The 12352-nt window shown below is 69.8% G+C and carries 10 protein-coding genes; 5 read left to right on the top strand and 5 right to left on the bottom strand.

All coding sequences use genetic code 11. From position 1 onward, the window contains the following. Nucleotides 1-148: 148 nt before the first annotated feature. Both aqpZ and ACQ3HB_RS10335 read left to right on the top strand, forming a co-directional pair. Nucleotides 149-928, top strand: a complete 780-nt coding sequence (gene aqpZ, locus ACQ3HB_RS10340) for an aquaporin Z (RefSeq protein WP_430919966.1) — start codon at nt 149-151, stop codon at nt 926-928. 178 nt (nt 929-1106) lie between these two features. After that, the gene (locus ACQ3HB_RS10335; protein WP_430919965.1) at nt 1107-1556 is read left to right on the top strand and encodes a hypothetical protein; all 450 of its coding nucleotides are present in this window, start codon (nt 1107-1109) and stop codon (nt 1554-1556) included. 135 nt (nt 1557-1691) lie between these two features. Here the strand turns inward: ACQ3HB_RS10335 and ACQ3HB_RS10330 are convergent, their stop codons facing one another. Beyond that, nucleotides 1692-2507, bottom strand: a complete 816-nt coding sequence (locus tag ACQ3HB_RS10330; protein ID WP_430919963.1) for a DUF305 domain-containing protein — start codon at nt 2505-2507, stop codon at nt 1692-1694. Nucleotides 2508-2511: 4 nt separating this feature from the next. Further along, nucleotides 2512-3216 (bottom strand): DUF3105 domain-containing protein, encoded by a 705-nt coding sequence (locus ACQ3HB_RS10325; protein WP_430919961.1) that lies wholly within the window; start codon nt 3214-3216, stop codon nt 2512-2514. 209 nt (nt 3217-3425) lie between these two features. On the opposite strand from ACQ3HB_RS10325, the gene ACQ3HB_RS10320 reads away from it, so the two are divergent. Beyond that, nucleotides 3426-4670, top strand: a complete 1245-nt coding sequence (locus tag ACQ3HB_RS10320; protein ID WP_430919960.1) for an Nramp family divalent metal transporter — start codon at nt 3426-3428, stop codon at nt 4668-4670. An 81-nt stretch (nt 4671-4751) separates the two neighbouring features. Here the strand turns inward: ACQ3HB_RS10320 and ACQ3HB_RS10315 are convergent, their stop codons facing one another. Beyond that, a complete protein-coding gene (locus tag ACQ3HB_RS10315; RefSeq protein ID WP_430919959.1) occupies nt 4752-6977 on the bottom strand; it encodes an alpha-galactosidase in 2226 nt (741 codons plus the stop codon). Nucleotides 6978-7094: 117 nt separating this feature from the next. Here ACQ3HB_RS10315 and ACQ3HB_RS10310 point away from each other — a divergent pair, with 117 nt between their 5' ends. Both ACQ3HB_RS10310 and ACQ3HB_RS10305 read left to right on the top strand, forming a co-directional pair. Then, nucleotides 7095-9731: a glycosyl hydrolase family 95 catalytic domain-containing protein gene (locus tag ACQ3HB_RS10310; RefSeq protein ID WP_430919957.1), complete on the top strand. Its 2637-nt coding sequence runs from the start codon at nt 7095-7097 to the stop codon at nt 9729-9731. Beyond that, on the top strand, nt 9728-10741 hold the full coding sequence (locus ACQ3HB_RS10305; RefSeq protein WP_430919956.1) for an acetylxylan esterase: 1014 nt from the start codon (nt 9728-9730) through the stop codon (nt 10739-10741). The genes ACQ3HB_RS10310 and ACQ3HB_RS10305 overlap by 4 nt, the downstream gene beginning before the upstream one ends. 63 nt (nt 10742-10804) lie before the next feature. Here the strand turns inward: ACQ3HB_RS10305 and ACQ3HB_RS10300 are convergent, their stop codons facing one another. Next, complete coding sequence (locus ACQ3HB_RS10300) at nt 10805-11497, bottom strand: GntR family transcriptional regulator (protein WP_430919955.1); 693 nt, start codon at nt 11495-11497, stop codon at nt 10805-10807. A 75-nt stretch (nt 11498-11572) separates the two neighbouring features. Beyond that, on the bottom strand, nt 11573-12250 hold the full coding sequence (locus ACQ3HB_RS10295) for a metal-dependent transcriptional regulator (protein WP_430919954.1): 678 nt from the start codon (nt 12248-12250) through the stop codon (nt 11573-11575). Between the last annotated feature and the right edge of the window lie 102 nt (nt 12251-12352).

Here is a 12352-nt window from a genome sequence, read left to right as displayed (position 1 = left end):
AGTGAACGCGCCATGCAGCGCACAGTCGGTCGAACGACACACGACGTAGGGTACGTGCGCAGGAGATTCACAGCGAATACTCTGGTGTCCGACGCAGTCGTCCTCTGGATGCTGCGTTTCCCTGTTTCACGATTGAGAAGAGCTCCCAATGTCGTATCCTGATGCGCCCCAGCCGGCGTCACCATCAACTGCAGCGAAGCTCGTTGCCGAAGTTGCTGGTACCTTCCTCCTCGTCTTCGGCCTCGTCGGAACGGCCACGTTCTCGGCCGTGTTCCCCGGAGCAGACTCGTCGAACCCGCTCGGTGTGGGCTTCCTCGGGGTCGCCATCGCCCTCGGCCTCACGGTCATGATCGGCGCGTACGCGTTCGGCCCGATCTCCGGCGGCCACTTCAACCCCGCCGTGACCCTCGGCCTCGCAGCGGCCGGACGCTTCGAGTGGCGCGAGGTGGGCGGCTACATCGTCGCTCAGCTCGTCGGCGCGATCCTCGGCGCCACCGCGATCTTCGGTCTCGCAGCGGGCGGCCCCAAGGGCTTCCTCGATGCGGCCGTCGCGGGCGGCTTCGTCTCGAACGGCTTCGGTGAGCAGTCGCCGGGCGGCTTCGGCCTCGGCTCCGCCATCGTGATCGAGGTCATCATCACGGCCGTGTTCCTCTACGTGATCCTCGGCGTGACGCACGCTCGCGCGGTCGCCGGCTTCGCCCCCATCGCGATCGGCTTCACGCTGACGCTCCTCCTCCTCATCGCCATCCCGATCGACAACGCCTCGATCAACCCGGCCCGCTCCATTGCGACCGCTATCTACGGCGGCGGCGACTGGCTCGCACAGGTGTGGGTGTTCATCGTGTTCCCGATCATCGGTGCGCTCATCGCCGGATTCAGCTTCAAGCTGCTGTTCGACGGCACGAAGAAGACCTCGCCGCTCGTCTAGTCACGACCAGCGTCGAACGGCCCCGTCCTGCAGCTGCAGGACGGGGCCGTTTGCTTTCGCCACCTGCGGTTTCCGTGCACTACCCCGCGAACCGGGGTGGCCCGCATTGGGGGAAGCGGATTCCGGCGAATCGTTGCACGATGGATGTCGGACGACACGATCGGCAAGGGGGTGGACCGTGGCGGACACACCTGCCGACGGACCCGAAGACCGCGCCCCCCTCGCTCCCGACGAGGCCTGGGCGCAGCTTCAGGATGCCCTCGTCGCGGACTTCATCGACGGTCTGCCGATCGGCATCCGCACGACCGATCTCGCTGCGCGACTGCATGTGAGCCGGTCGTCGCTCATGACGAACATCCGCCGTGGGAACGTCGTGGCCGACCGGCGCAACGGGCACTGGGAGATCGATGTCGTGGCGAGCGCGGGGTTCCTGCGATCGTCGATCCTCGGCATCGGTGAACGACGCCGGCGGAGCCTGCCCGAGGACGGCGCCGAACCGCCGCACGCGACCGTGGCGATCACCGTGCACGCCGCCGAACTGCTGACCGAGATCATGAAGGACGAGCAGCTGTCCGCCGCCGATGCCGTGGAGCTCGCGCTCGAGCGGCTGCACGACGGGGATGCGTAGGACGGCGGTCCGTTCCGGTCACTGAGCGTGTCGTGTCCGGTCACTGAGCTTGTCGAAGCGTGGGGATCTCGAGTCGGGCTCTCCCCTTCGACAGGCTCAGGGACCGGGCCCTTCGACGGGCTCAGGGACCGCGGGTCAGGGGACGAGGGCGATCGGACCGCCGCGCTCGGCGAGCATGTTCGTCATGAGGTCGATCTCGGCGTCCTGACTGACGATGACCGACTTCGCGAACGCGAGCGCCGGACCGTTCGTCGTCCGTGGTTCGAGGGCCTCCGCCATCTCGACCGCGCCCTTGTGGTGGGCGATCATGAGTGTCAGGAACACACGCTCCGCCTCGACGCCGGAGGCGGCCTGCAACTGCGCGATCTGCCCTGGTGTCGCGAGTCCAGGCATCGGCCCGCCCGGTACATGCGCCGGCGCGGTGGGATCCGCCGTGTGCTGATGCCCGGGGGCGCCCGCCAGCGTGGGCTTCGACATCCACGTCATCGACGGCTCGCTCTCGGCCTGCGGCAGACCCCACTGGACGAGCCAGTCGTAGAGCTGGCCCGACTGCTGGCCCTGCGTCACCGTGATGTCGTAGGCGAGGGTACGGACGGCCGGATCGTCGGTGCGATCGCGCACGATGAGCGACAGCTCGACGCCCTGGTTGTGGTGCACCTGCATGTCGCGGGAGAAACCGGCCTCGACGCTCGTCGTCGTGGGGGTCGGGTCGGCGAGGGTGCTCAGGCGACCGGCGGAGAAGCCGATCGCTGCGGCCGCGACGACCGCGAGGATGGCGACGACCGCGACCACGATGCGCGTCCGGCTGGACGGTGCGTGATCGTGGGCCGCGAGCTCCTCGTCCGTGACGTCGTCGAGGGCTGCGTCATCGACGTGAGCGACGTGAGCGACGGCAGCGACGTCAGCGCCGTCGGGCACAGCGTCGTCGACCGGCCGATCGCATGAGGACACCCGACTAGCTCTTTCCCGGACCGTCGAGGCCGCCCGTGCACGGCGCGCCCGGCTCGGGAACATTCGCGCTCTTCCAGAACTCCTGGAAGAACTGCGGGATGCGCTTGTCGCTCGCGTTGCTGACCTGCAGCTGCACGTTCCATCCGCTCAGCACGATGGGCGACGGCAGGTCCTTGTAGGGGGAGAGCACGACGTAGGTGCTCGGGATGAGGGACTTGAGCTTCGCGAGTTCATCGGCCGAGATCGACGGGTCGTAGGTGACCCAGACGGCGCCGTGCTCGAGGTCGTGGACCGCGTTCTCGTTCGGGACGGGCTCGGTGTAGACGCCGCAGTTGAGCCAGACGGGGTTGTGCTCACCGCCTGCCGGCGGGTTCTGCTGGTAGTCGACCTTGCCCTCGACGTGACCGGCCGTGTTCTGGAACGTCTTCACTCCGGCGATGTCGGTCCCCGTACCCGTGCCGCCGCCGGGGTAGCTCGCGTACTTGGGGATCGTGAGCCAGATGCTCGTGGCGAGGACGGCGATGATCGCGACGCCGCCGACGACTGCAGCCCAGATTCCGATGCGCTTGTTCCGGGCCTTCTTCGCCTGCGCATTCTTGAAGGCGGCGACCTTGGCCGCGCGTTGCGTCTCCCGTGCCTGCTTCTGACTCTGCTGCTTCACTGCGGGCGGAACGGGAGCGCCGGACGGGCGATCGGGTGCGGGGGTCACTGGTGGCCTCTCGGAGAACGTAATCGGACTCAATCGAACCAGATCAGCTTCCCATCAGGTGTCCCATCGGCACAGCGCGCAGGGGATTCTCAGCCGTTCGATTGGATTCGCAGAGAAAATGTTCGAGTGGTCTAACTTTAAGATGCTGACGCTGCTAATCTCGTCTCACCCGAACCCCGACACATCGAGTACGACCTGCAGAGGACCAGATGACGACCAGCTCCACCATCACCCCGACCGCCCGTCGCCCGCGCATGCTCTTCCTGCTCGGGCCGGCGTTCGTGGCGGCCATCGCCTACGTCGATCCGGGAAACGTCGCCGCCAACCTCACGGCGGGCGCACAGTACGGGTACCTGCTCGTGTGGGTGCTCGTGGCGGCGAACGCGATGGCTGTGCTCGTCCAGTACCTCTCGGCGAAACTCGGTCTCGTGACCGGGCAGAGCCTGCCGGAACTCCTCGGAGCACGCCTCAAGACGGGCAAGCGCCGCGCGTTCTGGCTGCAGGCGGAACTGGTCGCGGCGGCGACGGACCTCGCTGAAGTCATCGGCGGCGCGGTCGCCCTCCACCTGCTCTTCGGCCTGCCCCTCATCGTCGGCGGCGTGATCGTCGGCATCGCATCGATGATCATCCTCGCCGTGCAGACGAGGCACGGTCAGCGGTCGTTCGAGATCGTCATCGTCTCCCTGCTCGGCGTCATCGCCGTCGGCTTCCTCGCGGGTCTGTTCGTCAGCCCTGTCGACTGGGGCGATGCGGCCGGCGGACTCGTCCCGCGCTTCGAGGGCACGCCGACCGTCCTCCTCGCCGCCAGCATGCTCGGGGCGACCGTCATGCCGCATGCGATCTACCTGCACTCGGCGCTCAGCCGCGATCGGCACGGGGCGCAGACGGAACCGTCGGTCGTCCGCCGCCTGATCGTGGCGACGCGCTGGGACGTCGCGCTGGCACTCGTCATCGCCGGAGCCGTCAACATCGCGATGCTGCTCCTCGCCGCCGCCTCCCTCGGCGGTGTGGAGGGGACGGACTCGATCGAGGGTGCGCACGCGGCGATCACGGCCGCGCTCGGACCCGTCATCGGCGGCGTGTTCGCGATCGGGCTGCTCGCATCGGGACTCGCGTCGACCTCCGTCGGGTCCTATGCCGGCGCCGCCATCATGGGCGGCCTGCTGCACGTGCGGATCCCGCTGCTCACCCGGCGCGTGATCACACTCATCCCGGCGCTCATCATCCTCGGACTCGGCATCGATCCGACGCTCGCCCTCGTGCTCAGCCAGGTGTTCCTGAGTCTCGGCATCCCGTTCGCGCTCATCCCTCTCGTGCGTCTCACGGGCGATCGCAAGGTGATGGGGGTGCACGTCGACGCCGTCATCACGCGGGTCATCGCGTGGACGGTCGTCGTCCTCATCGTCGCGCTCAACGTCGCCCTCATCTACCTGACGGCCACGGGAACCGCCTGACCCCCTCGGCTCGCGAGGTGTCACATATGGCTCGTCCGGACATGCCTGAACTAGCCGTATGTGACACCTCGCGGGCTGGGATCAGGCGGGGGCGACCTCCAGGAGGAGGGCCTGGCCCGGGTTCAGGTTGGGGAGGGGCAGTCCCATCGTGGTGAGGACGAAGCCGGGAACCGTGAACCAACCCTCGCGAGCGGCGTCGAACCAGGCGGGGCCGCCGCTCTGGTGCAGCGATGCCTTCCCGAGGTCCTCACGGACGCGCACGCGGTACTCGCGCTCGGGATCGAGGCCGGGGAACGGAACCCGCCCCACCTGCGCCATGCCGGACGTCGCGAGGCGAACCCAGCTGAACAGGGCTCGTCCGCCGTCCTGGGAGACGCTGCCGTGCAGCATCGTCGAGGGGTCCGCGACATCCGCGTGGACCGTTCGACCGGTGTGGATGAGGTCGCGGAACTCGCGGTACATCGCCGCCCACGCGCGGAGGAGTTCGAGCTCCGCCTCGGTGCAGGAGGTGATGTCCCACTCGATGCCGGAGTGGCCGAAGAGGGTCGTCGCGAGCCGGAACGAGTCATCGGAGACGCGAGCGGTGGTGTGGGACCTCGGTGCACCGACGTGCGTGCCGACGAGTTCGGGCGGGAGGAGCAACGACGTCCAGGTCTGGATCGCCTGCCGTTCGATCGGGTCGTTGCAGTCCGACGCCCACACGCGGTCCGTGCGTGCCAGGACGCCGAGGTCGATGCGCCCGCCGCCCGCCGAGCAGGTCTCGATCTCGAGTCCGGGATGGCGCTCCTTGAGTGCATCGATGAGCGCGTAGAACGCGAGGGTCTGCGCGTGGACGCCCGGTCGGTCGCCGACCGTGCCGCTTGCGCCGCCGCGGATGACCGCCTCGTTCAGGTCGCGGTTGTGATCCCACTTGAGGTAGTCGATCGCGTACTCGCCCACGAGGCTGCTGATCTGACCGAGGACGTGTTCCCAGCACTCGGGGATCGCGATGTCGAGCACGTATTGGCTGCGGGACGGCAGGCCGACGCCCGCGGACGGTGCGAGCAACCATTCGGGGTGTGTGCGCGCCACCTCGGAGTCGAGGCTCACCATCTCGGGTTCGAACCAGAGGCCGAACTGCATCCCGTGCTCGCGGATGCGGTCGACGAGCGGGTGCAGGCCGTCCGGCCACACGCCCGTGTCGACGGTCCAGTCGCCGAGGCCGGACTGGTCGCTGCGGCGTCCGGCGAACCAGCCGTCGTCGAGGACGATCCGCTCGACGCCGATCGTCGCAGCTCGATCCGTCAGGGCCGTGAGGCGGTCGAGGTCGTGGTCGAAGTAGACGGCCTCCCACGTGTTGAGGACGAGCGGGCGCGGCGATGTCGGGTGCGTCGCGCGTGCGCGGAGGTGGTCGTGGAATCGGTCGGCGAGGCCGTCGGTGCCGTGATCGGACCAGCCGAACACGACGGTCGGTGCTGCGTAGCTCTCGCCAGCAGCGAGCCGGATCTCGCCCGAGCGGAGGAACTCGCCGCCGCCGACGACCGCCTGGAACTCTCCCGCGCCTTCCGCGACGCGTTCGACGAACCAGCGCTGGTCGCCGCTGAAGGCGACGTGCATGCCCCACAGCTCACCGTGCCGGAATCCGAAGCCGGGGGTGCCGACCATCATGAGGTAGGGGGAGTCGACGCCGGGCTTGCCGCGGCGCACCGTTCGCGTGTGGCTGCCGTCGCGGACGGGCTGGCGTTGGGGGGACCGCTCGCGGCACCACTTGCCGGTGAGGTCGAGGATCTCCGTCGCGCGGGCCGGGACGGGCAGCATCGCGGTGACCGCCGTGAGGTCGTAGACGCCGTCCGCGTCGTCGTCGACCGTGATGGTCGACGCGACCTCGAGGAGGCCCTCGGGCGTCAGTCGGTAGGTGGCATGGATGCCGAGTCGGCTGATCGCGTCGTGGAGGTCGAGCGTGATCGTGCCGCCAGTGCCGCGGGCGCTTCCCGCGGTGCCGGAACCCGTGGCGCAGAGCTCCACACTCGCGTTGACGAGCGTGGGCCGCGGCGTGGTGTCGACGCCGTTCCGGTGCCCTTCGATGGCGGGCGCGCCCGTCCACGAGTCGGCTTCCGTGGGCCAGAGCGTGAGGACGCGCGGAACGTCGGGGGCGTTGTTGAGTTCAGCGCTGCCGGCGGTCCCCTTGATCGCCGCGATGCCGGCATCGGACAGCGGGCCGAGGTCGGCGCCCCAGTGCAGGACGGCCGGTGCGGGACCGCCGAGGTCGATGGCGAGCGAGGTCCCGCCTGCACGGAGGTAGGCCACGTCCGGCCGGTGCTGCTGCATGGTGCGTCCTTCGTCGACGAGTTATTTGACAACATCAATTAATCATCCTTAGGCTGTCGATGCAAGTCGGCGGAGGACATCCGTCACCACACTCGATGACGAGAAGGATTCCTCCGGATGAGCACTGCAGAACCCGCCGACGCACGCCCGGAAGCGAGCCAGGACCACACGGCCGAGGAGGTCTCAGGCCACCTGCGTCTGAGTTGGCCGGAGCCCGCCCGCGACTGGAACGAGGCGGTGCCCGTCGGCAACGGACTGCTCGGCGGGATGGTGTTCGGCGGAGGCCGGTCCGCTCGCATCCAGGTGAACGACGCGACCGTGTGGTCCGGCACGCCTGCCGGGCCGGCGCTCGAGCTGAACCGGGTCGTCCAAGGCGGAGCCGGACCGGACCGTCTCGCCGCCGTGCGCGCGGCGCTCGCCGAAGGCGACTACCGCACCGCGGAGTCGCTCCTCATGGCGTTCGAGGGCTCCTACACGCAGGAATTCCTGCCGTTCGTCGACCTGTCGATCGAGGTCGCGCCGAGCGGTGTTGATGCTGATGCGACGACTGGCGATTCGGGCGATGACGCGGCTGCGGACGGCGGTGGCGAGCGCATCCTCGACCTCGACGACGCGGTGGTCCTGGAACACTTCACGGCCGGCGGCGTGAACGTGCGCCGTCGCACCTGGGCATCGCATCCGGCGGGTGTCCTGTGCGTTCGGATCGAGTCGGACCGACCGATCGACGTGACCGTCGGCCTGTCCACGCCGCTCCGATCGGCAGGCCTCGACGCGGAACCGGGACTCCTCCGCCTCGCCGTGGAGGTCCCGATCGACGGCGCGCCGCTCCATGAGGAGGAGACCCCCGCGTTCACCTGGGGCGATGGAGACGTGGAGATCGACGGCACCGACGCATCCGGTCGTCCTCGCCGCTTCGACCCCTTCGCCGCGGCGGCCGTCGCGGTCGCGACCGACGGCACGTCCAGAGCCGTGGGCGACTCCCTCGTCGTCGAGCGCGCGACGGAGGTGTTCATCACCCTTGCGAGTTCGACGAACGCACTCCACTGGTGGCGAGGCGACGACCTCTCCCTCGACTCCTCCCAGCGCCCTGCGCGCCTCGCGGAAGCCGAGGAGCGGGCGGTCGACGCCGCCGCGCGCGGACCGGTCGCGATCCTCGACGCGCACCTCGCCGACATCCGTCCGTTGCTCGGCGCGACGACCGTGACCGTCGGCAGCCGCCGCGCCGGGACCTTCGACGTGGCGACCGAGGTCTTCGGTGAGGACGACGGCCTGCAGGCGACGGTGCTCGTGCAGTTCGGCCGGTACCTGCTCGCATCGGCGTCGCGTCCGGGCGGGCCGCCCGCCAACCTGCAGGGGATCTGGAACGATCAGCTGCGCGCCGCGTGGTCCTCGAACTACACCGTCAACATCAACACGGAGATGAACTACTGGGGTGCCGAGACCGCCGGCCTCGCCGAGTGCCACCTGCCGCTCATGGACCTCCTCGGCCACGCATCCAGGAACGGCGCCGCGGTCGCCGAGCAACTGTACGGAGCGCGCGGCTGGGTCGTCCACCACAACACCGACCTGTGGGGCTGGGCGCTGCCGGTGGGCAACGGGCACGGCGATCCCGGCTGGGCGATCTGGATGCTCGGCGGCACGTGGCTGTCCGACCACCTGTGGCAGCACTGGGAGTTCACCCACGACCTGGAGTTCCTGCGCGATCAGGCGTGGCCGCTCCTGGTCGGCGCTGCGGAGTTCGCGCTGTCCTGGCTCATCGACGACGGCGACGACGGCTGGCTGCGGACGAGCCCGTCGACGTCGCCGGAGAACACCTTCCTCGGGCCGGACGGGCATCCGGAATCGCTCGGCGACTCCTCGCCCATGGACCTCGAACTCTTCCGGAAGCTCTTCGGCAACGTGCTCGACGCCGGCCGTGTGCTGGGAGAGGGCGGCGAGCTGCTGGCCAGGGTCGACGCGGCGATGCTCCGCCTGAGGCCGCTGCAGATCACGGCCGGCGGTTGGTTGCAGGAGTGGGACGTCGACCACGTCGAGGAGCACCCGCAGCACCGACACATGTCGCAGATGGTCGCCCTGTACCCGCTCGGAACGCTCGATCCGGCGGAGTCGCCGGAGCTCGCCGAAGCCGCCGCAGCGCTTCTGGACCGTCGTGGACCCGGGGCGATGGGCTGGTCGTGGGCGTGGAAGATCGCCCTGCGCGCCCGTCTCGGCGACGGCGAGACGGCACGATCCCTCCTCCGGGAGGCGACCGAGCCGTTCACGCGCGACGCGCATCGCTTCGCCCCCGTCGACGGCTCCGAGTGGGGCGGGCTGCTCCCCAACCTCTTCAGCACGCACCCGCCGTTCCAGATCGACGGCAACTACGGTTTCGTGGCGGGCATCGTCGAGATGCTCGTGCAGAGCGAGTCGAACGCCGTGCGGCTGCTGCCCGCGCTGCCCTCCGCCTGGTCGGAGGGATCGGTGCGCGGCGTGCGAGCGCGGGGCGGGCTCGCGGTCGACGTCGAATGGGCGGGCGGCGTGATCGTCCGGGCGACCGTACGACGCCTGGCAGGTGATGCCGGTGCCGACGTCGTGATCGTGGGCGGCGGCGTGCGGCGGGTCGTCTGCATCGGGGTGGGGGAGTCGGTCGACCTCCTCGGGGCCGCGATCGAGGTGCGGGCGGCGGACGACAGCGTGCCGGATGCCGGCTCCAGACGGGATGACACCCCGGTTCGAGACGCCTCCGCGGCGCTCGTCGCGGACGGCTCTCGATGAGCCTCGACCGGCTCCCGCCCGAGCTGCGGGAGGTGCGCAGCGCCCAGATCGAACCGGCCGACTTCGACGAGTTCTGGCGCACCACCATCGATGCCGCGCGAGCCTTCGACATCGACGTCGCGCTCGAACCCGTGCCGACCGGCCTGCGGACGATCGACGTCTACGAGCTCAGCTACCGCGGCTTCGGCGGCCATCGCATCCACGGCTGGCTCCGAGCACCGGCAGGAACGCTCGAACGCGATGAGCGGCTGCCCGCGGTCGTCCACTTCACCGGCTACGGCGCCGGTCGTGGCAACCCGCTCGACGACCTCGCGATCGCGAGCGCCGGCTTCGTCCACCTCACCATGGACACGCGCGGGCAGGGCTCCGGCGTGACGGCCGACCCGGTCGGGAGCGGCCCCTCCGGCGGCGGCTTCATCACGCGCGGCCTCGCCGACAAGGAGCGGTACACGTATCGGCGCGTGTACACCGACGCGGTCCGGGCGGTCGACGCCGTTCGTACGCTGCAGATCGTCGATGCCGCGCGCGTCGCCGTCATCGGGAACAGTCAGGGCGGCGGCATCGCGCTCGCCGTCGGCGGTCTCGTCCCGGGCCTCGCGGCCGTGCTCGCGCAGGCGCCGTTCCTGTGCGACTTCCCGGAGGCGATCGCGCACACCCGATCCGGGCCGATCACGGAACTCCTGGCGCTGTTCGCGATGCGGCGATACGACGCCGCAGCCTTCCAGGAGACGCTCGCCTACTTCGACGGGGTCACCTTCGCCAAGCGGGCGACCGCGCCGGGCCACCTGTCGGTCGGCCTGCTCGACGACATCAGCACCCCGCGCACCGTGCTCGCCGCGTTCGACGCCTATGCGGCCGAGAAGCACCTGGCGGTCTGGCCGCACAACGGACACGAGGCGGGCGGCGCCGACGACCTGGCCCTCGCCCTCGACATCCTCCACCGGGTCCTCCGTTCTCCGGAGGAGCGCTGTGCCGAGCCCAGGGTGCGCTCGACGTCTCCCTCTTCCTGAAACGGAGGATGTGCGCGTGGGTCGTGGTGGGGACTGAGCGTGGAACGACGGCGAGCGGACGACTCAGTCGGCGGCGGGCGGCACGGGCGCGCGCGGCAGGAACCGCTTGCGCGAGGCCTCGAGGTGCTCGCGGACCGCGGCCGATGCGGCATCGGCGTCTCGCGCGACGATCGCCGCGACGATGCGTGCGTGCTCATCGGAGGTCGTCACAGCGGCCGGCTGATCGTAGGAGAGCCGGAACGCGTGCAGGTGGAAGTGGGTGCGTTCGAGCGCGTGCGAGACGGCGGGATTGCCGGCCGCGCGGACGATGAGCGCGTGCAGCCTGGCATCGTGCTCGCTGAAGCGTGCGTAGCTCTGCGCGGAGTCCGGGGCAGGCGTGCCGACGTAGCTGTCGAGTTCCTGTTGGAGGGCAGCGATGTCCTCGTCCGATCCTCGCTCGGCGGCCGTCGCGGCGGACGCCGGTTCGAGGAGCAGGCGGAGGCCGTAGAGGTCGTCGAGCTGCTGAGCGGTCAGCATCGCCGTGGTCCGGTAGCCCTTGAGGTGCGTCTTGGCGACGAGTCCGTCGTCTTCGAGACGCGTGAGCGCTTCACGGACGGGCGTCGCCGAGACCTCGAGGCGGAGGGCGAGACGGTCGATGTTGATGCGTGCGTCCGGCGGGATCTCGTTGCTCATGATGAGCGCGAGGATGCGCTCGTACGCGTCGATTCCGAGCGTCCGGTCACTCGTCGTCTGCACGCCGCGATCCAGGATTTCCACGGGCGTAGTCTATCGCGACGCCCCTGCGCGCCTCCTGCCAAGCGGGGCGGGCGCGAGCGTCTCCGGCGCGGGGGCTCAGGCGCCGACGGTGACCCAGACGGCGTCGGCCGCGACGCTGCCGAGGACGACCGGCGAGTCCTGGCCCGAGAGCTGCAGACTCAGTTCACCTGCGAACGGCCGATGCGCGTCGACCCGCAGGAGCGTGTCGAGCGCGAGACCGTGAGCGGACAGGTGCCGGAGCGTGTCGGGATCGGCGTCGGAGAACCGGACCACCGTGAGCGCGGAACCGACCGGTGCGAGGCTCAACTGGACCGCGTCCGGGCGATGCGGCGTGCCGTCCGCGGACGGGATCGGGTCACCGTGCGGATCACGCGACGGGTGCCCGAGGGCCGTGTCGATGCGTTCGATCATCGTGTCGCTCACCGCGTGCTCGAGGATCTCCGCCTCGTCGTGCACCTCGTCCCAGCCGTAGCCGAGGAGCTCCACGAGGAACGTCTCGATCAGCCGGTGCCTGCGCACCATCGCGACGGCGTGCACACGACCGGCATCGGTCAACTCGATGCTCCCGTACGGTTCGTGGACGACGAAGCCCTGCGCGGCGAGACGTTTGACGGCATCCGATGCGGTCGCGGGGCGCACGCCCATCCGATCGGCGAGGTGTTTGACCGTCGCCGGCTCGTCGGACCACTCGGTGGCGCTCCAGATGGCCTTGAGATAGTCCTGCGCGAGTGCGGACAGACGCGAGACGGACATACCCCGATTCTAGGCAACGGCGCGGGCGTGCACCGGGCCCACCTCGCATCGCCAGCGTCTCGCGGACGTCCCATCGCAGTCTCGCGGCCGTCCGATCACCGC

Origin of the sequence: Plantibacter lichenum, from assembly GCF_050587525.1 — a bacterium.
GTDB lineage: Bacteria > Actinomycetota > Actinomycetes > Actinomycetales > Microbacteriaceae > Plantibacter.
Note: the sequence above shows the minus strand (reverse complement) of the source record. Positions and strands in the feature narration are given on the sequence as shown.

Bases quoted from the DNA above. Each gene is read 5' to 3' on its own strand.
- aqpZ (WP_430919966.1), top strand. From the start codon at position 149: ATGTCGTATCCTGATGCGCCCCAGCCGGCGTCACCATCAACTGCAGCG.
- ACQ3HB_RS10320 (WP_430919960.1), top strand. From the start codon at position 3,426: ATGACGACCAGCTCCACCATCACCCCGACCGCCCGTCGCCCGCGCATG.
- ACQ3HB_RS10315 (WP_430919959.1), bottom strand. From the start codon at position 6,977: ATGCAGCAGCACCGGCCGGACGTGGCCTACCTCCGTGCAGGCGGGACC.
- ACQ3HB_RS10310 (WP_430919957.1), top strand. From the start codon at position 7,095: ATGAGCACTGCAGAACCCGCCGACGCACGCCCGGAAGCGAGCCAGGAC.
- ACQ3HB_RS10305 (WP_430919956.1), top strand. From the start codon at position 9,728: ATGAGCCTCGACCGGCTCCCGCCCGAGCTGCGGGAGGTGCGCAGCGCC.
- ACQ3HB_RS10295 (WP_430919954.1), bottom strand. From the start codon at position 12,250: ATGTCCGTCTCGCGTCTGTCCGCACTCGCGCAGGACTATCTCAAGGCC.